We start from the raw sequence: 20,351 nt of genomic DNA on the forward strand, positions 1-20,351 counted from the left end.
GTTTTTAATGGATAAGACTAAGCAGACTGCACCGTCAGCGGTGCCGCGCCATGTCGCGATCATCATGGATGGTAATAATCGCTGGGCGAAAAAACGCTTTATGCCGGGTGTCGCCGGGCATAAAGCGGGTGTGGATGCAGTTCGCGCGGTTATCGAGGTGTGTGCCGAAGAAGGGGTCGAGGTATTGACCCTGTTCGCGTTCTCCAGTGAAAACTGGCAGCGGCCGGCCGACGAGGTCAGTGCCTTGATGGATCTGTTCTTCAAGGCATTGCGTCGCGAGGCCAAGCGCCTGAACGATAACAACATCAGTTTGCGCATCATTGGCGATCGATCGCGTTTTCATCCGGAGCTTCAGGCAGCCATGCGTGAAGCCGAGGCGATGACTGTCGGCGCCAATCGCTTTGTCCTGCAGATCGCTGCCAATTACGGCGGTCAGTGGGATATCGCACAGGCCGCTCAGCGGCTGGCGCGGGAAGTACAGGCCGGACATTTGCGTCCGGAGGACATTACCCCGGATCTGCTGCAAACCTGTCTGGCTACAGGTGATCTGCCGTTGCCGGACTTGTGCATCCGAACCGGGGGCGAGCACCGCATCAGCAACTTCCTGTTGTGGCAGCTGGCTTATGCCGAATTGTACTTCTCCGACCTTTTCTGGCCGGACTTCAAACACGACGCCATGCGTAACGCGCTGGCCGATTTCGCATCTCGCCAGCGTCGCTTCGGTAAAACGAGCGAGCAGGTCGAGGCTGGAGCCCGGATTTAATGCTTAAACAACGAATCATCACTGCGCTGATCCTGCTGCCGATTGCCTTGTGCGGGTTTTTCCTGCTCGAGGGGTCCGGTTTTGCGCTGTTCATCGGGTTGGTCGTGACCCTCGGTGCATGGGAGTGGGCGCGTCTGGCGGGCTTCAATGCCCAGCCGATGCGCGTGGCTTACGCCACGGTTGTCGCATTGATGCTGTTTGTCATGCACCTTCTGCCAGGCCTCGCGCCTTGGGTGTTGGGCGCCTCGGTGCTTTGGTGGGGTGTCGCCAGCTATCTGGTGCTGACGTATCCACGCTCCAGCGAGTTATGGGCAAGCGCGGCCTGCAAACTGGTCATCGGCCTGTTGATTCTGTTACCGGCCTGGCAAGGCCTGGTAGAGATCAAGAAATACCCCTTGGGCAACTGGCTGATCATGGCGGTGATGGTGCTGGTCTGGGGGGCTGATATCGGCGCGTATTTTTCCGGTCGGGCCTTTGGCAAGCGCAAGCTGGCGCCGCAGGTCAGTCCAGGCAAAAGCTGGGAAGGTGTCTACGGCGGTTTGGTCCTGAGTCTGGTCATTACCGTCATTGTCGGATTTGTGCGTGACTGGACCGTTGCCGAGCTGTTCAAGGGCTTGATCGGTGCGGCCGTAATCGTGTTTATTTCGGTCGTGGGTGATCTCACCGAAAGCATGTTCAAGCGCCAGTCCGGGATCAAGGACAGCAGCAATCTGTTGCCCGGTCACGGTGGGGTGCTGGACCGGATCGACAGCCTGACCGCAGCCATTCCCGTGTTCGCCGTACTGTTGTGGATGGCTGCACCGTGAGCCGCCCTCAGCAGATTACCGTTCTGGGGGCGACCGGCTCGATCGGTCTGAGCACCCTCGATGTCATCGCTCGTCATCCCGAGCGTTATCAAGTGTTTGCCTTGAGCGGTTTTACCCGTTTAAGCGAATTGCTGGCACTGTGTGTGCGTCACACCCCGCGATTCGCCGTCGTGCCTGAGGCCGGTGCCGCTCGCGCGTTGCAGGATGACTTGAGTGCGGCAGGCCTTTCGACCCGTGTGCTGGTGGGCGAGGAAGGTTTGTGTCAGGTCGCTGCCGATCCTGAAGTGGATGCGGTGATGGCGGCCATTGTCGGAGCGGCGGGGCTGCGTCCGACACTGGCAGCGGTCGAAGCCGGCAAGAAGATCCTGCTGGCCAACAAAGAAGCACTGGTCATGTCCGGTGCCCTGTTCATGCAGGCCGTTCGCAAGAGCGGTTCGGTGTTGCTGCCGATCGACAGTGAGCACAACGCGATTTTCCAGTGTATGCCGCAGGATTTTGCCCGTGGTCTTGGCGCGGTCGGTGTGCGTCGGATTTTGCTGACAGCTTCCGGCGGTCCGTTCCGTCAGACACCCCTGGCGGAGCTGGCGCATGTCTCACCCGAACAAGCCTGTGCTCACCCCAACTGGTCCATGGGGCGCAAGATCTCGGTCGATTCCGCCAGCATGATGAATAAAGGGCTTGAGTTGATCGAAGCCTGCTGGCTGTTCGATGCCAAGCCGTCCCAGGTTGAAGTGGTTATTCATCCGCAGAGCGTGATTCATTCGCTGGTCGATTACATCGATGGCTCGGTATTAGCCCAGTTGGGCAATCCGGACATGCGCACGCCAATCGCCAACGCGCTGGCGTGGCCCGAGCGAATCGATTCGGGTGTGCCACCGCTGGATCTGTTTGCCGTCGCCCGTCTGGACTTCCAGGCGCCAGATGAAGAACGCTTCCCTTGTCTGCGTCTGGCCCGTCAGGCCGCCGAGGCGGGCAACAGCGCGCCGGCAATGCTGAATGCGGCGAATGAGGTTGCCGTTGCGGCGTTTCTCGACGGACGGGTTCGTTACCCGGAAATCGCGAGTATCATCGAGGAAACACTCAATCTCGAGCCTGTGGTAGCAGTGAAGGATCTGGAGGCAGTGTTCGCGGCAGATGCGAAGGCGCGTGTGCTGGCCGAGCAATGGCTGAGTCGTCACGGGCGGTAAGTGTTGCAATGCGTTGGCCCTTGCAGCACCAGATAGGAATGCGGAGAAAGTAGATGAGCGCGCTCTATATGATTGTCGGCACCCTGGTGGCTTTGGGCGTGCTGGTCACCTTCCACGAGTTCGGCCATTTCTGGGTCGCGCGTCGCTGTGGGGTCAAGGTGCTGCGTTTCTCCGTAGGCTTTGGCATGCCGCTGCTGCGCTGGCACGACAAGCAGGGCACCGAGTTTGTGGTCGCTGCGATCCCGTTGGGCGGCTACGTAAAGATGCTCGATGAGCGTGAGGGCGAGGTCCCGGTCGATCAGGTCGATCAATCCTTCAATCGCAAATCGGTCCGTCAGCGCATCGCGATCGTGGCGGCCGGGCCGATCGCCAACTTTTTGTTGGCGTTCGCGTTCTTCTGGGTGCTGGCCATGCTCGGTAGCGAGCAGGTACGCCCGGTCATCGGTGCTGTCGAGTCCGGCAGTATTGCTGCCAAGGCCGGTTTGAACGCGGGCCAGGAAATCATCTCGATCGACGGCGAGCCGACTTCCGGCTGGGCGGCGGTGAATTTGCAGCTGGTTCGTCGCCTGGGGGAAAGTGGTTCCCTGCAGGTGCTGGTTCGTGAGCAGGGCTCCTCGATCGATTCGCCACGAGAGCTGACGCTGGATAAGTGGCTCAAGGGCGCCGACGAGCCTGATCCGATTCGATCGCTGGGGATTCGTCCTTGGCGTCCGGCGCTGCCACCGGTTTTGGCGGAACTTGATCCGAAAGGCCCGGCGCAGGCCGCCGGCCTGAAGATGGGGGACCGGTTGCTGGCCCTCGATGGCAAGTCGCTGGATGATTGGCAGCAAGTGGTCGATACCGTCCGTATGCGTCCTGATACCAAAATCATGCTGCGGGTCGAGCGCGATGGTGCTCAAATCGACGTCCCTGTCACGCTGGCTGCACGCGGCGAGAAAAAGGCACCGAGTGGCTATCTGGGGGCTGGTGTGAAAGCGGTCGATTGGCCGCCGGAGATGATTCGCGAGGTCAGTTACGGTCCTTTGGCCGCGATTGGAGAGGGGGCTCAACGCACCTGGACCATGAGCCTGCTGACCCTCGACTCACTGAAGAAAATGTTGTTCGGTGAGCTCTCGGTAAAAAACTTGAGTGGACCGATAACCATTGCTAAAGTGGCGGGCGCTTCGGCCCAGTCGGGCGTCGCTGATTTCCTGAATTTCCTTGCTTATCTGAGTATTAGTTTGGGGGTTCTGAATTTGCTGCCTATTCCTGTGCTGGATGGGGGGCATTTGTTGTTTTATCTGATTGAGTGGGCGCGTGGTCGTCCCTTGTCGGATCGGGTGCAAGGTTGGGGGATACAGATCGGTATCAGTTTGGTGGTCGGAGTGATGTTGCTCGCTCTGGTCAATGATCTAGGCCGTCTGTAACGTCGCTGAATTGCGAATCTGCCGCATTTTGCGGCAGTTTGTTTATTGCCAGTTGGAATAAGAAAGGACTTCATGAAACGTCTGCTGCTAACTGCGGTTCTCACCGTATTGATGATCGCCGAAGTTCACGCCGAGTCCTTCACTATCTCTGATATTCGCGTCAATGGCCTCCAGCGGGTCTCCGCGGGTAGCGTCTTTGGTGCTTTGCCGTTGAACGTCGGTGAACAGGCGGATGATCGTCGCCTGGTGGAATCCACTCGTGCACTGTTCAAAACCGGGTTCTTTCAAGATATCCAGCTGGGCCGCGATGGCAACGTCCTTGTCATCACGGTAGTCGAGCGTCCGTCGGTTGCAAGTATCGAGATCGAAGGTAACAAGGCGATCTCCACTGAAGACCTGATGAAGGGCCTTAAACAATCCGGTCTGGCCGAAGGCGAAATCTTCCAGCGCGCCACTCTCGAAGGTGTACGTAACGAGCTGCAACGCCAGTACGTCGCGCAGGGCCGCTACTCGGCTACCGTCGACACCGAAGTCGTGCCGCAGCCGCGCAACCGCGTAGGCTTGAAAGTCAACATCAACGAAGGCACCGTTGCGGCTATCCAGCACATCAACGTGGTAGGTAACACGGTCTTCCCTGATGAGGACCTGATTGATCTGTTCGAACTCAAGACGACCAACTGGCTGTCGTTCTTCAAGAACGACGACAAGTATGCTCGTGAAAAACTCTCCGGTGACCTGGAGCGCCTGCGTTCCTACTACCTGGACCGTGGCTATATCAACATGGATATCGCTTCGACCCAGGTGTCCATTACCCCGGACAAGAAGCACGTCTACATCACCGTCAATATCAACGAAGGCGACAAGTACACCGTTCGTGATGTCAAGCTGAGCGGTGACCTGAAAGTCCCTGAAGACCAGGTCAAGTCGCTGCTGCTCGTACAGAAAGGCCAGGTGTTCTCGCGCAAGCTGATGACCACCACTTCCGAGCTGATCACCCGTCGCCTGGGTAACGAAGGCTATACCTTCGCCAACGTCAACGGCGTGCCACAGCCTCACGATGAAGATCACACCGTAGATATCACCTTCGCGGTCGATCCGGGCAAGCGTGCGTACGTCAACCGCATCAACTTCCGCGGCAACACCAAGTCGGAAGACGAAGTGCTGCGTCGTGAAATGCGTCAGATGGAAGGTGGCTGGGCTTCGACCTACCTGATCGACCAATCCAAGACCCGTCTTGAGCGCTTGGGCTTCTTCAAGGAAGTCAACGTTGAAACCCCGGCTGTACCGGGTGTCGACGACCAGGTTGATGTCAACTACAGCGTGGAAGAACAAGCGTCCGGTTCGATTACCGCGAGCGTCGGTTTCGCCCAGAGCGCGGGTCTGATCCTTGGTGGTTCGATCACCCAGAACAACTTCCTCGGTACCGGTAACAAGGTCAGCATCGGTTTGACCCGCAGCGAATACCAGAGCCGCTACAACTTCGGCTATGTCGACCCCTACTGGACTGCTGATGGCGTGAGCCTGGGCTACAACGCGTTCTACCGTACCACCGACTACGACGATCTCGATGTCGACGTAGCCAGCTATTCCGTAGACAGCCTGGGTGCGGGCGTAAGCGTGGGCTATCCGATCAGCGAGACGTCGCGTCTGACTTTCGGTCTGACGGCTCAACAGGATGAAATCAAAACGGGTGTTTATACCGTAGATGAGATCTTCGACTTCGTAGAAAAAGAAGGCGATAAGTACCTGAACTTCAAGGCGTCGGCCGGCTGGTCCGAGTCCACCCTGAACAAGGGCGTCCTGGCGACCCGTGGTCATTCCCAGAGCCTGGTGCTGGAAACCACGACGCCAGGCAGCGACCTGTCGTTCTTCAAGCTTGATTACCGTGGCCAGCTGTTCCAGCCATTGTCCGAAAACTACACCATGCGCCTGCATACCGAATTGGGTTATGGCGATGGTTACGGTTCGACCGATGGCTTGCCATTCTATGAAAACTACTATGCTGGTGGTTTCAACTCGGTTCGTGGCTTCAAGGACAGCACCTTGGGACCTCGCAGTACGCCGAGTCGCGGTGAGGCTATTACAGGCAATGCCGGAACGCAGGCAGACCCGGACCAGGATCCACTGCCGTTTGGTGGCAACGTCTTGATTCAAGGTGGTGTGGAAGTTCTGTTCCCTCTGCCGTTCGTCAAGGATCAACGCTCCCTGCGTACTTCGGTATTCTGGGATGTGGGTAACGTTTTCGACTCCAAATGCTCGGATGTCGTGAATGCCGATGGCACTAAGTCCAATACTCAGTGCAACGACATCAGTCTGAGCAACCTGGCAAGTTCCGTCGGTGTGGGTGTGACCTGGGTCACCGCGCTGGGTCCTCTGAGTTTCGCGTTGGCCATGCCAGTCAAGAAACCGGATGACGCTGAAACTCAAGTGTTCCAATTCTCCCTCGGCCAGACGTTCTAAGCGTCTGACCCAAGATAACGACAATGGATTTTGTAGGAGTGCATCGTGCGTAAGTTGACTCAATTGGTTCTCCTGGCTTCCGTACTGGTAGCAGGTCCGGCATTTGCCGACATGAAAATTGCCGTTCTGAACTATCAGATGGCCTTGCTGGAGTCCGATGCAGCCAAGAAATACGCTGTGGATGCCGAGAAAAAGTTCGGTCCTCAACTGACCAAACTCAAGTCGCTGGAAAGCAGCGCCAAGGGTATTCAGGATCGCCTGATGGCCGGTGGCGACAAAATGCAGCAAGGCGAGCGCGAGCGTCTGGAGCTTGAATTCAAGCAAAAAGCTCGTGACTTCCAGTTCCAGTCCAAGGAGCTGAACGAAGCCAAAGCCGTTGCCGACCGTGAAATGCTGAAGCAGCTCAAGCCGAAACTGGACAGCGCTGTGGAAGAAGTCATCAAGAAAGGTGCTTACGACCTGGTCTTCGAGCGTGGTGCAGTGATTGATGTCAAGCCTCAGTACGACATCACGCGCCAGGTTATCGAGCGCATGAATCAGCTGAAGTAATCCATGACCGCGACCATTAAGCTCGGCCAATTGGCCGAGTTCCTCGGCGCCACCCTGCGAGGCGACCCGGAAACAGCAATTACTGGGCTGGCCACCTTGCAGGAGGCTGGCCCAGCTCAGTTGAGCTTTCTCGCAAACCCCCAATACCGCAAGTATCTGGCGGGCAGCCACGCGGCAGCTTTGTTGCTCAAAGCCGCTGACGCTGAAGGTTTTGCCGGGAATGCATTGGTAGTGCCTGATCCGTACGCCGCTTACGCTCGTGTTTCCCACCTGTTCGATCCCAAGCCCAAGGCGGCTGCCGGCATTCATCCGACAGCGGTGATTGCGGCGGACGCGGTGGTTGATCCAGCGGCGAGCATCGGTGCCTTTGCGGTCATCGAAAGCGGCGCGCGAGTGGATGCGGGTACGACCATCGGTGCGCATTGCTTCATCGGTGCTCGCAGCGTGATCGGCGAAGGTGGCTGGCTCGCACCGCGGGTCACCCTGTATCACGACGTGCGCATCGGAAAGCGGGTAGTGATTCAATCCGGTGCCGTGCTCGGTGGCGAAGGCTTCGGATTTGCCAACGAGAAAGGTATCTGGCAGAAAATTGCCCAGATCGGTGGTGTGCTGGTCGGCGACGACGTGGAAATCGGCGTGAACACTGCCATCGACCGTGGCGCGTTGGCCGATACCATCATCGGTAATGGCGTGAAACTCGACAACCAGATTCAGATCGCTCACAACGTTCAAGTCGGTGATCACACCGCCATGGCCGCGTGCGTGGGTATCTCCGGCAGCACCAGGATCGGCAAGCACTGCATGCTCGCCGGTGGCGTAGGACTGGTGGGTCATATCGATATTTGCGACAACGTTTTCATCACCGGGATGACCATGGTGACCCACTCGATCACCGAGCCGGGTGCCTATTCTTCCGGTACGGCAATGCAGCCGGCAGCCGAGTGGCGCAAAAGCGCGGCACGAATCCGTCAGCTCGATGACATCGCGCGACGTTTGCGACAGCTGGAAAAGCAGGCAGGGGAAGTGACCCCTGGCGGTAATGCTTCATCAGATGGCTGATACCATTTCCATATCAAGTGTGCACAGCCGCTAGACTGCGTCCTTGATTTGCTAGAGGAGTGCGCGTCAGTCGCGCGTTCCCAATCTTTACATAGGCTTCCCCCCGAAATGATGGACATCAACGAGATTCGCGAATACCTGCCTCACCGTTACCCGTTCCTGCTGGTGGACCGGGTAGTGGATCTGGATGTGGAAGGCAAGCGCATTCGCGCCTACAAGAATGTCAGCATCAACGAACCATTCTTCAATGGTCACTTTCCCGCGCATCCAATCATGCCGGGCGTGCTGATCATCGAAGCGATGGCTCAGGCTGCCGGGATCCTTGGTTTCAAAATGCTCGACGTGAAACCGGCCGATGGCACCCTTTACTACTTCGTCGGCTCCGACAAGCTGCGCTTCCGCCAGCCGGTGTTGCCGGGTGATCAGTTGATCCTTGAAGCCAAGTTCATCAGCTGCAAGCGTCAGATCTGGAAGTTCGAGTGCCAGGCTTCGGTCGATGGCAAGCCGGTCTGCTCTGCTGAAATCATTTGCGCGGAACGCAAGCTATGAGTTTGATTGACCCTCGCGCAATCATCGATCCGGCGGCCGTCCTGGCTGACGGTGTCGAGGTCGGCCCGTGGTCGATCATCGGCGCAGGTGTGGAAATCGGCGAGGGAACAGTCATCGGGCCGCACGTGATTCTCAAAGGCCCGACCCGAATCGGTAAGCACAACCGCATCTACCAGTTCTCTTCGGTAGGCGAGGACACGCCGGACCTGAAATACAAGGGCGAAGAGACGCGCCTGGTGATTGGTGATCACAACGTCATCCGCGAAGGCGTGACGATTCACCGTGGAACCGTTCAGGACCGCTCGGAAACGACCCTCGGCGACCACAACCTGATCATGGCCTACGCTCACATCGGTCACGACAGCGTTATCGGCAACCACTGCATTCTGGTCAACAACACCGCACTGGCCGGCCATGTGCATGTCGAAGACTGGGCCATCCTGTCCGGTTTTACCCTGGTTCACCAGTATTGCCACATCGGTGCCCACAGCTTTTCCGGCATGGGAACCGCCATCGGCAAGGATGTTCCTGCGTACGTCACGGTGTTCGGCAACCCGGCCGAGGCCCGCAGCATGAACTTCGAAGGCATGCGTCGCAGAGGGTTCAGCGAAGACGCCATCCACGCCCTGCGGCGTGCCTATAAGGTCGTTTATCGCCAGGGTCTGACGGTCGAGCAGGCGCTTGCCGAACTGGCCGAAGCCTCGGCGCAGTTTCCGGAAGTCGCAGTATTTCGTGACTCCATCCAGTCTTCGACCCGCGGCATCACCCGCTAATCATGGCCAATCTGCGTATTGCGCTGGTAGCGGGTGAGGCTTCCGGTGACATTCTCGGCGCTGGCCTCATGCGCGCGCTGAAGGTTCGTCATCCGGCAGTCGAGTTCATCGGTGTCGGTGGTCCGCTGATGCAGGCCGAAGGCCTCCAGTCCTACTTCCCGATGGAACGTCTGTCGGTCATGGGGCTGGTGGAAGTGCTGGGTCGCTTGCGCGAGTTGCTGGCGCGCCGCAAGAGGCTGGTGGCGGACCTGATCGCCGCGAAACCGGATGTGTTTATCGGTATCGATGCCCCGGACTTCAATCTCAATATCGAACTCAAGCTGCGTCAGGCCGGGATCAAGACCGTGCACTACGTCAGCCCGTCGGTTTGGGCCTGGCGGCAAAAACGGGTGCTGAAGATTCGCGAAGGTTGCGACCTGATGCTGACGCTGTTCCCGTTCGAAGCGAAATTCTATGAAGAGAAGGGTGTCCCGGTGCGCTTTGTCGGGCACTCCCTGGCCGATGCGATTCCCCTTGAGGCAGACCGCGCGGCCGCGCGGGCCGAGCTGGGCTTGCCCGACGGACCATTGGTTGCGCTGATGCCGGGCAGTCGCGGCGGCGAAGTCGGCCGGCTGGGTGCGCTGTTTCTCGATACTGCGCAACGCCTGCGGGCCATGCGCCCCGGGGTGCGCTTCGTCATGCCTTGCGCCAGCCCCGAGCGCCGGGCGCAGCTTGAAGAAATGCTGGCCGGGCGCGATCTGCCGCTGACCTTGCTTGATGGCAAGTCCCACCTGGCCCTGGCTGCATGCAACGCCGTGCTGATTGCATCCGGAACCGCAACGCTGGAAGCCCTTCTGTACAAGCGCCCCATGGTGGTCGCCTATCGCCTGGCGCCGCTGACGTTCTGGATTCTCAAGCGCATGGTGAAAAGCCCCTACGTCTCCTTGCCGAACCTGCTGGCCCAGCGTTTGCTGGTCCCCGAGCTGCTGCAGGATGACGCGACGGTCGAGGCGTTGGCGCAGACCTTGTCGCCCCTGATCGAGAACGGGCAGGAGCAGACCCGCGGTTTTGACGAAATCCACCGTACCTTGCGTCTGGATGCTTCCAATCAGGCGGCGGATGCCGTGCTGAATCTGATCGGCCAAGTACAATGAGTAAAACAAGCATGCAAATGGGGCTGGATTTCACCTTGGTCGCTGAAGTCGAAGAATTGGTCGCCGGTGTCGACGAAGTCGGTCGCGGACCGCTCTGTGGCGCAGTAGTGACTGCCGCAGTGATTCTCGATCCGAGTCGGCCGATTCTCGGTCTCAATGACTCGAAGAAGCTCACCGAAGCCCGCCGAGAAAAACTCTACGACGAAATCTGCGAAAAAGCCCTGAGCTGGTGTATTGCCCGCGCGGAAGTCGAAGAAATCGATGAGCTGAATATCCTGCACGCTACGATGCTGGCCATGCAGCGCGCAGTGGCCGGGCTGCACGTGCAGCCAAAACTGGCGATGATCGACGGCAACCGTTGTCCGAAACTCCCAATGCGCGCCGAAGCCGTGGTGCAGGGCGATGGCAAGGTTCCAGCCATTGCGGCGGCATCGATTCTGGCCAAGGTCAGTCGTGACCGCGAAATGGCGGCATTCGAATTGATCTATCCGGGCTACGGCATCGGTGGTCACAAAGGCTACCCGACACCCGTTCATCTGGAGGCGCTCGCCCGCCTTGGGCCAACGCCGATTCACCGGCGTTCGTTTGCCCCGGTACGCCTCGCTTATGAAGCACGGGAAAGCCTGATCGAGAGTTAATCGCGAGGCTGATTTTTTTTAGCAAGGCCCGGTACAATCCGGGCCTTGTTGTTTCCAAGCTCACAGACAGGATCACTATGCCGGCTTCATTCGTTCACCTACGCCTGCACACTGAATACTCCCTGGTCGACGGTCTGGTGCGGATCAAACCGCTGGTCAAGACCCTGGTCGGCATGAACATGCCTGCCGTGGCGGTTACCGATCAGAACAACATGTGTTCCCTGGTCAAATTCTATAAAAACGCCATGGGTGCCGGGATCAAGCCGATCTGTGGCGCTGACCTGTGGTTGTCGAACAAGGACCCGGATAATCCGCTTAGCCGGATCAGTTTGTTGGTGATGAATGCCCAGGGTTACCGCAATCTCACCGAACTGATTTCCCGCGGTTTCATTGACGGTCAGCGCAATGGCGCGGTCATCATTGAGCGCGAATGGGTGGCCGAAGCCAACGAAGGCTTGATCATGCTGTCGGCGGCGAAAGAAGGCGAAATTGGCCAGGCCATGATCAGCGGCAATCCCGACGAAGCCGAAACCCTGGCGCGTGAGTGGATGGCGGTGTTTGCGGACCGCTTCTACCTGGAAATCCAGCGTACCAACCGCCCTAATGATGAAGAGCAACTGCACGGCGCGGTGGCCCTGGCCGAGAAGATCGGTGCGCCGCTGGTCGCGACCAACGATGTGCGCTTCATCAAGCAGGAAGACTTCGCCGCCCACGAAACCCGCGTGTGCATCGGTGAGGGGCGCGCCCTCGACGATCCGCGGCGTTCGAAGAATTACAGCGATCAGCAGTACCTCAAAAGCGCCGAGGAAATGGCGGAGCTGTTCAGCGACATTCCTGAAGCGCTGGAAAACACCGTCGAGATCGCCAAGCGCTGCAATATCGAAGTGAAGCTGGGCACGCACTTTCTGCCCAACTTCCCGATCCCCGATGGCATGACCATCGATGAATATTTTCGCAAGGTTTCATTCGAAGGCCTGGAAGAGCGTCTTGCCGTTCTGCTGCCCAAAGACACCACTGAAGACTACGAAGCCAAGCGTCAGGTCTATGTTGACCGGTTGAATTTCGAACTGGATATCATCATCCAGATGGGCTTCCCCGGTTACTTCCTGATCGTGATGGATTTCATCCAGTGGGCCAAGAACAACGGCGTGCCGGTGGGGCCTGGGCGGGGGTCGGGTGCCGGGTCGCTGGTGGCCTACGTGCAGAAGATCACCGACCTTGATCCGTTGGAATACGACCTGCTGTTCGAACGCTTCCTTAACCCGGAACGGGTCTCCATGCCCGACTTCGACGTTGACTTCTGCATGGACGGTCGCGATCGGGTCATCGACTACGTGGCTGAGAAATACGGTCGCAATGCGGTCAGCCAGATCATCACCTTCGGTTCCATGGCGGCCAAGGCTGTGGTGCGGGACGTGGCGCGGGTTCAGGGCAAGTCCTACGGCCTGGCGGATCGTCTGTCGAAGATGATTCCGTTCGAAGTCGGCATGACACTGGAGAAGGCCTACGAACAGGAAGAGATCCTGCGTGACTTCATCAAGGTGGATGAAGAAGCCGCGGAAATCTGGGAAATGGCCCGCAAACTTGAAGGCGTTGTGCGAAACGTCGGCAAGCACGCCGGTGGTGTGGTGATCGCGCCGACCAAACTGACTGATTTCTCGCCGATCTATTGCGACGAAGCCGGTGACGGCCTGGTAACCCAGTTCGACAAGGACGACGTCGAAGCGGCCGGCCTGGTGAAATTCGACTTCCTCGGTCTGCGGACCCTGACCATCATCGACTGGGCGCTGAAAACGATCAACCGCGACCGCGCCAAGGTCAACGAACCGCCGCTCGACATCGCGTTCATCCCGCTGGATGACAAACCGACTTATACCCTGCTGCAGAAAGCCGAAACCACGGCGGTGTTCCAGCTCGAATCCCGCGGTATGAAAGAGCTGATCAAAAAGCTCAAGCCTGACTGCCTGGAAGACTTGATCGCATTGGTGGCCCTGTTCCGTCCCGGCCCGCTGCAATCGGGCATGGTGGACGACTTCATCAACCGTAAGCACGGTCGCGCCGAACTGGCGTACCCGCACTCGGACTACCAGTACGAAGGTCTCAAGCCGGTACTGGCACCGACCTACGGCATTATCCTGTATCAGGAACAGGTGATGCAGATTGCCCAGGTCATGGCCGGCTATACCCTTGGCGGTGCGGACATGCTGCGTCGGGCCATGGGTAAGAAAAAACCCGAGGAAATGGCCAAGCAGCGCGGTGGTTTCATTGAGGGTTGCGCCACCAACAACATCGATGCCGACCTGGCCGGTAACATTTTCGACCTGGTAGAGAAATTCGCCGGTTACGGCTTCAACAAATCCCACTCCGCGGCCTACGGCCTGGTGTCGTACCAGACCGCGTGGCTGAAAGCGCACTACCCGGCGCCGTTCATGGCGGCAGTACTCTCGGCGGATATGCACAACACCGACAAGGTCGTGACCTTGATCGAAGAAGTGCGCACCATGAAGCTGCGCCTCGACGCGCCGGACGTGAACACTTCGGAGTTCAAGTTCACTGTAAACGACGAAGGCCGGATCATTTATGGTCTGGGTGCGATCAAGGGGGTTGGCGAGGGGCCGGTCGAGGCCATTACCGAGGCGCGTCTGGACGGTCCTTTCAAGGATTTGTTCGATTTTTGCGCCCGGGTTGACCTCAAGCGCATCAACAAACGGACCCTCGACGGCTTGATCCGCAGCGGTGCGCTGGATCGCCTGGGGCCGTACTTCCATGACGAAGCCAAAGCCTACCAGGCCAATATCGACCGTAACCGCGCGGTTTTGCTGACCGCGATGGAAGAGGCGATCAAGGCCGCCGAGCAAACCGCCCGGACCCACGACAGCGGCCATGCCGACCTGTTTGGTGGGCTGTTCGTGGAAGAAGACGCTGACGTCTACGCCAATCATCGCAAAGCCAAGGAGCTGACCCTCAAGGAACGTCTCAAGGGCGAGAAAGACACCCTGGGCCTGTATCTGACCGGTCACCCGATCGACGAATACGAAGGCGAAATCCGTCGTTTCGCCCGCCAACGTATCATCGACCTGAAACCGGCGCGTGATACCCAGACCGTTGCCGGCATGATCATCGCCCTGCGGGTGATGAAAAACAAAAAGGGCGACAAGATGGGGTTCATCACCCTCGACGACCGCTCTGGACGGATCGAAGCGTCGCTGTTTGCCGATGCGTTCCATTCAGCGCAATCGCTGTTGCAGACCGATGCGATGGTGGTGGTCGAAGGTGAAGTCAGCAATGACGACTTCTCCGGTGGCCTGCGACTGCGGGTCAAGCGGGTGATGAGCATGGAAGATGCGCGCACCAACCTGGCCGAGAGCCTGCGCCTTAAGTTGCATGCCAAGGACCTCAAAGGCGATCAGTTACGCTGGCTGGGTGAGCTGTTGAAGCGTCACCGCGGTGCATGCCCGATCACCATGGACTACACCAGTCCCGATGCGAAAGCCCTGCTGCAGTTCGGCGAAGGCTGGCGAATCGACCCGGCGGATGCGTTGATTCAAGCCCTGCGTGACCAGTTCGGGCGAGACAACGTCTTCCTCCAATACCGTTAAGGTCAGGGTCACATTACGTAGCCCTGGACTTGAACAGAATTTTTTAATCTCGACCTTAGCGCGCCTCTCCCTTATGGTAGGGCGCGAATAGACAACCGGCCGGCCCAAGCTCCCTTGGACGCCGACCCAAGACGGACGCCTATGAACCCGAATTTTCTGGATTTCGAACAGCCGATCGCCGACCTGCAAGCCAAGATCGAAGAGTTGCGCTTGGTCGGTAATGACAATTCGCTGAATATCGGCGATGAGATCTCCCGCCTGCAGGACAAAAGCAGCACGTTGACCGAAGACATCTTCGGCAAGTTGACCAGCTGGCAGATCGCGCGCCTGGCGCGTCATCCGAAGCGTCCGTACACCCTGGACTACATCGAGCACATCTTCACTGAGTTCGATGAGTTGCACGGCGACCGTCACTTCTCCGACGACGCTGCCATCGTGGGCGGTATTGCTCGTCTGGATGACCAGCCTGTGATGGTGATCGGTCACCAGAAAGGCCGTGAGGTTCGCGAGAAGGTTCGCCGTAACTTCGGCATGCCGCGTCCGGAAGGCTACCGCAAGGCCTGCCGCCTGATGGAGATGGCCGAACGCTTCAAAATGCCGATCCTGACCTTCATCGACACCCCGGGTGCCTACCCTGGCATCGACGCCGAAGAGCGTAACCAGAGCGAAGCGATTGCCTGGAACCTGCGCGTCATGGCTCGCCTGAAAACCCCGATCATCGCCACCGTGATCGGTGAAGGTGGTTCCGGCGGTGCGCTGGCGATCGGCGTTTGCGATCAGCTGAACATGCTGCAGTACTCGACCTACGCGGTGATCTCGCCGGAAGGTTGCGCTTCGATTCTGTGGAAAACCGCAGAGAAAGCACCGGACGCTGCTGAGGCCATGGGTATCACCGCCGAGCGCCTCAAAGGCCTGGGCATCGTGGATAAGGTGATCAGCGAGCCCCTGGGCGGCGCGCACCGTGATCCAGCTGCGGCGGCGGCCTCGATCCGTGCCGAGCTGAGCTCGCAACTGGCGATGCTCAAGAAGCTGGACCACAAGGCACTGCTGGACCGTCGTTACGAACGTTTGATGAGCTACGGTCTCTGATCTGACCTCGGCTTCAATGTGGGAGCGGGCTTGCTCGCGAAAGCGGTCTTACAGTCAACTAAAGTGTTGAATGTTGAGCCGCTTCGCGAGCAAGCCCGCTCCCACATTTGATTTGCGTGAAGTGATCGATATGAATCTGCCTGCCAAGCTTTTACTGAACCTGAAACCTTGGCGCAATGCCGCAACCTGGCGCATCGCTTTCTCCGGTGGCCTTGATTCCACCGTCCTGCTGCACCTTCTCGCTCACCTCGCTAAAACCCAGTCCCTGCCGGCGCTGAGCGCCATCCATGTCCATCACGGCCTTCAGGCGGTGGCTGACGCGTGGCCGGAACATTGTCGATCGGTGTGTGACGCGCTGGGAGTGCCGTTACAGGTCGTTCGTGTGCAGGTGCAGCCCGGAGCAAGCCTGGAGCGTGCGGCCCGTGATGCCCGTTACGCGGTGTTCAGCGAAGTCATTCAGGCCAATGAAGTGCTGCTGACCGCCCAGCATCGGGACGATCAGGCGGAAACCTTGCTGTTTCGCTTGTTACGCGGGGCTGGGGTGAGGGGGTTGTCGGGGATGCCACGTCAGCGTCCGTTGGGTAAAGGGCAGCTGCTTCGGCCGTTGCTCGATATTACCCGCGCCGAGATTGAGGCCTATGCGACTGAGCATCAGTTGAGGTGGATCGAAGACCCTTCCAACCAGGATCGGCAGTTCTCGCGCAATTACCTGCGTCACCAGGTGTTCCCGGTGTTGACCTCGCGCTGGCCGCAGGCGATGGCGAGCATGGCTCGCGGCGCTGCGCATTTGAGTGAGGCGCAGGGGCTGCTCGATGAACTGGCACAGATCGACCTGAGCCAGGCGCGCACCGTCAGTGAGTTCGATTGGCTGGGTTTGCCGTCGCTGGAGCTGGCCTCACTCAAAAATCTTTCCGCCGCGCGTCAACGCAATGCACTGAGTCACTGGCTTGAATCGCTGACTCGACTGCCGGACAGCGACCATTGGTCGGGTTGGGAAGATTTACGCGATGCCTCCGGTGATGCCCGGCCGATCTGGCGGCTGGCGGAGGGGGAATTGCATCGGGCGGGTGGACGGATCTGGTGGTTGTCCGGAAGCTGGTTGCGCGGTTCGCCCCCGGTTGCCGCATGGCCCGAGCCCTCGCTGCCCTTGACGTTGCCCGGCAATGGCGTGCTCACGCTCACCGGGCAAATCCCCGATGGTCCTTTGCAGATCCGCTATCGTGAAGGGGGAGAGGTGATGGAGTTGCCGGGTCGAGGGCATCGCGACTTGAAACGTTTGCTCAACGAACGCGGGGTGCCGCCGTTCGTGCGCGGCAGATTGCCGCTGTTGTTCAAGGGTGGGCAATTGCTGGCGGTGGCGAGCCTGCCCGGGCTGGATGGCAGTGCGTCGGGTAACTGGAATTTGCATTGGCGGCCAATGGGCGAAGATCAAGGTTTGAGCTGAAAGGGGCTTTCCGGTAGACTACGCTCCCTTCTTGATACAACTTCTGTGGATTCGCCTGAATTGCAGGAGTTGCCGATTACCAAGCAGTCTTTGCTGGGCGATTCCAAAAAATGTGTAGCGAGCAACGTACCGGTGTTTCATCTTCCGGTCTGTCCCAACGCGGCGGTTTTTTTGAAAGGTGCACTGTGATTAATGCAGGTGATCGGGGGCTTCGGCCTTCCTTCGCTTTCCCCGGCGGCTCGGACCGCTTTAACGCAGACTTCTAGGGTTTTTCATGACGCGCTACATATTCGTCACGGGCGGTGTTGTTTCTTCATTGGGGAAAGGCATTGCATCGGCATCATTGGCGGCCATCCTGGAGGCGCGGGGACTTAAGGTCACCATGCTGAAGCTGGATCCGTACATCAACGTCGACCCGGGCACCATGAGCCCGTTCCAGCACGGTGAAGTGTTCGTCACTCACGACGGCGCCGAGACCGACCTGGACCTGGGCCACTACGAGCGGTTCATCCGCACGACCATGACCCAGAACAACAACTTCACCACCGGCCGTGTCTACGAGCACGTGTTGCGCAAAGAGCGCCGTGGCGATTACCTGGGCGCGACCATCCAGGTGATCCCGCACATCACCGACGAAATCAAGCGCCGCATCATCAAGGGCGCTGGCGATGCCGACGTGGCCATGGTCGAGATCGGTGGCACCGTGGGTGACATCGAATCGCAGCCGTTCCTCGAAGCCATCCGTCAACTGCGTTTCGAAGTCGGTGCCAAGCGCGCGATGCTGATGCACCTGACGCTGGTGCCGTACATCGCCACCGCCGGCGAAACCAAAACCAAGCCAACCCAGCACTCGGTCAAGGAGCTGCGCTCCATCGGCTTGCAACCCGACGTGCTGGTGTGCCGCTCCGATCACCCGATCGACATCTCTTCCCGTCGCAAGATCGCGCAATTCACCAACGTTGAAGAGCGTGCGGTCATCGCCCTGGAAGACGCCGACACCATCTACAAGATCCCGGGCATCCTGCACGCCCAGGGTCTGGACGATTTCGTCGTCGAGCGTTTCGGCCTGCAATGTGGCGGTGCCGATCTGTCCGAATGGGAAAAGGTCGTCGATGCCAAGCTCAACCCTGAGCACGAAGTCACCATCGCCATGGTCGGCAAGTACATGGAGCTGCTGGACGCCTACAAGTCGCTGATCGAAGCGATGAGTCACGCCGGCATCAGCAACCGTACCAAGGTCAACCTGCGCTACATCGATTCCGAAGACATCGAGAACCAGGGCACCGCGCTGCTGGAAGGCGTCGACGCGATCCTGGTTCCTGGCGGCTTCGGTCTGCGTGGCGTGGAAGGCAAGATCACCGCCGTTCAATACGCTCGCGAAAACAAGGTTCCATACCTGGGTATCTGCCTGGGCATGCAAGTGGCCGTGATCGAGTTCGCTCGTAATGTCATGGGCTGGAAAGACGCCAACTCCACCGAGTTCGATCGTGCAAGCGGTCACCCGGTCGTGGGTCTGATCACCGAGTGGGAAGATGCCACCGGCGCCGTCGAAATCCGTACCGAAGCGTCCGACCTGGGCGGCACCATGCGCCTTGGCGCTCAGGAATGCCTGCTCGAAGCCGGCTCCAAGGTGCACGATTGCTACGGCAAGGACGTCATTGTCGAGCGTCACCGCCATCGTTACGAAGTGAACAACAACCTGCTGCCGCAAATCATGGAAGCCGGCCTGAAAATCTCCGGCCGTTCCGGTGATGGCGCGCTGGTCGAAGTGGTAGAAGCGCCGGATCACCCTTGGTTCGTGGCTTGCCAGTTCCACCCGGAGTTCACCTCGACGCCACGCGACGGTCACCCGTTGTTCAGCGGTTTCGTTAAAGCAGCTTTGGCTCAACACCAGAAGAAGGCTTGAACCTTATGGCGCAGAAGATCATCCGTGTAGGCGATATCGAGATTGCCAACGACAAGCCAATGGTGCTGTTCGGTGGCATGAACGTGCTGGAAAGCCGCGACATGGCGATGCAGGTCTGCGAAGAGTACGTGAAGGTTACCCAGAAACTGGGTATCCCTTACGTGTTCAAGGCCAGCTTCGACAAGGCCAACCGTTCCTCCGTGACCTCTTACCGTGGCCCTGGCCTGGAAGAGGGCATGCGGATTTTCCAGGACATCAAGCAAGCTTTCGGCGTGCCGATCATCACCGACGTTCACGAGCCTGACCAGGCTGCGGTCGTCGCTGAAGTCTGCGACATCATTCAGCTGCCGGCCTTCCTGTCGCGCCAGACCGACCTGGTGGTCGCGATGGCAAAGACCGGTGCGGTGATCAACATCAAGAAAGCCCAGTTCCTCGCGCCTCAGGAAATGAAACACATCCTGAACAAGTGCGTGGAAGCGGGTAACGATCAGTTGATCCTCTGCGAACGTGGTTCGAGCTTCGGCTATAACAACCTGGTCGTCGACATGCTCGGTTTCGGGATCATGAAGCAGTTCGAATACCCGGTGTTCTTCGACGTGACCCACGCCCTGCAAATGCCGGGCGGTCGCGCTGATTCCGCTGGCGGTCGTCGCGCCCAGGTCCTCGATCTGGCGAAAGCCGGCATGAGCCAGTCCCTGGCCGGCCTGTTCCTCGAGGCCCATCCGGACCCGGACAACGCCAAATGCGACGGCCCTTGCGCCTTGCGTCTGGACAAACTGGAGCCATTCCTGGCCCAGCTCAAAGCTCTGGACGAACTGGTGAAGAGTTTTCCGACGGTAGAAACCGCGTAATCCTCATTTCTCCGGTAAAGTATCGCACGATTAAACGCTCAGGCCCTCGGGCTTGAGCCTTATCGTCCGCAAGTCTGCCCGCTGCAACTCACTTGCCGGCGATACAAGATTTCCTCTAGCTGCGTCGTTTTCGTCAACT

Annotated in this window: 16 protein-coding genes; all 16 read left to right on the forward strand. The window is 58.8% G+C overall.

Annotation, left to right across the window (positions count from 1 at the left end; translation table 11 throughout):
* The first annotated feature begins 7 nt into the window (after positions 1–7).
* The 16 genes from uppS to kdsA all read left to right on the forward strand — a co-directional run bounded on the left by uppS (position 8) and on the right by kdsA (position 20,212).
* A complete protein-coding gene (uppS, locus tag AC07ZE_RS06765) occupies positions 8–763 on the forward strand; it encodes a polyprenyl diphosphate synthase (RefSeq protein ID WP_095197091.1) in 756 nt (251 codons plus the stop codon).
* On the forward strand, positions 763–1,569 hold the full coding sequence (locus AC07ZE_RS06770; RefSeq protein ID WP_207262628.1) for a phosphatidate cytidylyltransferase: 807 nt from the start codon (positions 763–765) through the stop codon (positions 1,567–1,569). The genes uppS and AC07ZE_RS06770 overlap by 1 nt, the downstream gene beginning before the upstream one ends.
* Positions 1,566–2,756 (forward strand): 1-deoxy-D-xylulose-5-phosphate reductoisomerase, encoded by a 1,191-nt coding sequence (ispC, locus tag AC07ZE_RS06775; protein ID WP_207262630.1) that lies wholly within the window; start codon positions 1,566–1,568, stop codon positions 2,754–2,756. Before AC07ZE_RS06770 ends, ispC begins: the two co-directional genes overlap by 4 nt.
* A gap of 53 nt (positions 2,757–2,809) precedes the next feature.
* Positions 2,810–4,162, forward strand: coding sequence for a sigma E protease regulator RseP (gene rseP, locus AC07ZE_RS06780; RefSeq protein WP_207262632.1), 1,353 nt, complete (start codon positions 2,810–2,812; stop codon positions 4,160–4,162).
* Positions 4,163–4,234: 72 nt separating this feature from the next.
* On the forward strand, positions 4,235–6,622 hold the full coding sequence (gene bamA, locus AC07ZE_RS06785; protein WP_207262634.1) for an outer membrane protein assembly factor BamA: 2,388 nt from the start codon (positions 4,235–4,237) through the stop codon (positions 6,620–6,622).
* Between the two features lie 45 nt (positions 6,623–6,667).
* Positions 6,668–7,171: an OmpH/Skp family outer membrane protein gene (locus AC07ZE_RS06790; protein WP_110966657.1), complete on the forward strand. Its 504-nt coding sequence runs from the start codon at positions 6,668–6,670 to the stop codon at positions 7,169–7,171.
* 3 nt (positions 7,172–7,174) lie between these two features.
* Positions 7,175–8,230 (forward strand): UDP-3-O-(3-hydroxymyristoyl)glucosamine N-acyltransferase, encoded by a 1,056-nt coding sequence (gene lpxD, locus AC07ZE_RS06795; RefSeq protein ID WP_207262635.1) that lies wholly within the window; start codon positions 7,175–7,177, stop codon positions 8,228–8,230.
* A gap of 108 nt (positions 8,231–8,338) precedes the next feature.
* A complete protein-coding gene (gene fabZ, locus AC07ZE_RS06800; RefSeq protein WP_007940511.1) occupies positions 8,339–8,779 on the forward strand; it encodes a 3-hydroxyacyl-ACP dehydratase FabZ in 441 nt (146 codons plus the stop codon).
* Complete coding sequence (gene lpxA, locus AC07ZE_RS06805) at positions 8,776–9,552, forward strand: acyl-ACP--UDP-N-acetylglucosamine O-acyltransferase (protein ID WP_207262638.1); 777 nt, start codon at positions 8,776–8,778, stop codon at positions 9,550–9,552. Before fabZ ends, lpxA begins: the two co-directional genes overlap by 4 nt.
* 2 nt (positions 9,553–9,554) lie before the next feature.
* The gene (gene lpxB / locus AC07ZE_RS06810; protein ID WP_207262640.1) at positions 9,555–10,685 is read left to right on the forward strand and encodes a lipid-A-disaccharide synthase; all 1,131 of its coding nucleotides are present in this window, start codon (positions 9,555–9,557) and stop codon (positions 10,683–10,685) included.
* Positions 10,686–10,696: 11 nt separating this feature from the next.
* Positions 10,697–11,323 (forward strand): ribonuclease HII, encoded by a 627-nt coding sequence (rnhB, locus tag AC07ZE_RS06815; protein WP_207267779.1) that lies wholly within the window; start codon positions 10,697–10,699, stop codon positions 11,321–11,323.
* Between the two features lie 77 nt (positions 11,324–11,400).
* Entirely contained in the window at positions 11,401–14,922 is a 3,522-nt protein-coding gene (gene dnaE, locus AC07ZE_RS06820; protein ID WP_207262642.1) for a DNA polymerase III subunit alpha, read from the forward strand.
* 141 nt (positions 14,923–15,063) lie between these two features.
* On the forward strand, positions 15,064–16,011 hold the full coding sequence (locus tag AC07ZE_RS06825) for an acetyl-CoA carboxylase carboxyltransferase subunit alpha (RefSeq protein ID WP_095197080.1): 948 nt from the start codon (positions 15,064–15,066) through the stop codon (positions 16,009–16,011).
* Between the two features lie 130 nt (positions 16,012–16,141).
* Positions 16,142–17,455, forward strand: a complete 1,314-nt coding sequence (gene tilS, locus AC07ZE_RS06830; RefSeq protein ID WP_207262652.1) for a tRNA lysidine(34) synthetase TilS — start codon at positions 16,142–16,144, stop codon at positions 17,453–17,455.
* A gap of 274 nt (positions 17,456–17,729) precedes the next feature.
* Positions 17,730–19,361, forward strand: a complete 1,632-nt coding sequence (pyrG, locus tag AC07ZE_RS06835) for a CTP synthase (RefSeq protein WP_207262654.1) — start codon at positions 17,730–17,732, stop codon at positions 19,359–19,361.
* 5 nt (positions 19,362–19,366) lie between these two features.
* The gene (kdsA, locus tag AC07ZE_RS06840) at positions 19,367–20,212 is read left to right on the forward strand and encodes a 3-deoxy-8-phosphooctulonate synthase (RefSeq protein ID WP_008019782.1); all 846 of its coding nucleotides are present in this window, start codon (positions 19,367–19,369) and stop codon (positions 20,210–20,212) included.
* The last annotated feature ends 139 nt before the right edge of the window (positions 20,213–20,351 follow it).

The sequence above is a fragment of the Pseudomonas sp. GW101-3H06 genome (genome assembly GCF_059424605.1).

Excerpts from the sequence above, each read along its gene's own strand:
- fabZ (WP_007940511.1), top strand. The coding sequence starts at position 8,339 with ATGATGGACATCAACGAGATTCGCGAATACCTGCCTCACCGTTACCCG.
- dnaE (WP_207262642.1), top strand. The coding sequence starts at position 11,401 with ATGCCGGCTTCATTCGTTCACCTACGCCTGCACACTGAATACTCCCTG.
- lpxB (WP_207262640.1), top strand. The coding sequence starts at position 9,555 with ATGGCCAATCTGCGTATTGCGCTGGTAGCGGGTGAGGCTTCCGGTGAC.
- kdsA (WP_008019782.1), top strand. The coding sequence starts at position 19,367 with ATGGCGCAGAAGATCATCCGTGTAGGCGATATCGAGATTGCCAACGAC.
- tilS (WP_207262652.1), top strand. The coding sequence starts at position 16,142 with ATGAATCTGCCTGCCAAGCTTTTACTGAACCTGAAACCTTGGCGCAAT.
- AC07ZE_RS06825 (WP_095197080.1), top strand. The coding sequence starts at position 15,064 with ATGAACCCGAATTTTCTGGATTTCGAACAGCCGATCGCCGACCTGCAA.
- lpxD (WP_207262635.1), top strand. The coding sequence starts at position 7,175 with ATGACCGCGACCATTAAGCTCGGCCAATTGGCCGAGTTCCTCGGCGCC.
- rseP (WP_207262632.1), top strand. The coding sequence starts at position 2,810 with ATGAGCGCGCTCTATATGATTGTCGGCACCCTGGTGGCTTTGGGCGTG.
- bamA (WP_207262634.1), top strand. The coding sequence starts at position 4,235 with ATGAAACGTCTGCTGCTAACTGCGGTTCTCACCGTATTGATGATCGCC.
- lpxA (WP_207262638.1), top strand. The coding sequence starts at position 8,776 with ATGAGTTTGATTGACCCTCGCGCAATCATCGATCCGGCGGCCGTCCTG.
- pyrG (WP_207262654.1), top strand. The coding sequence starts at position 17,730 with ATGACGCGCTACATATTCGTCACGGGCGGTGTTGTTTCTTCATTGGGG.
- uppS (WP_095197091.1), top strand. The coding sequence starts at position 8 with ATGGATAAGACTAAGCAGACTGCACCGTCAGCGGTGCCGCGCCATGTC.
- AC07ZE_RS06770 (WP_207262628.1), top strand. The coding sequence starts at position 763 with ATGCTTAAACAACGAATCATCACTGCGCTGATCCTGCTGCCGATTGCC.
- rnhB (WP_207267779.1), top strand. The coding sequence starts at position 10,697 with ATGCAAATGGGGCTGGATTTCACCTTGGTCGCTGAAGTCGAAGAATTG.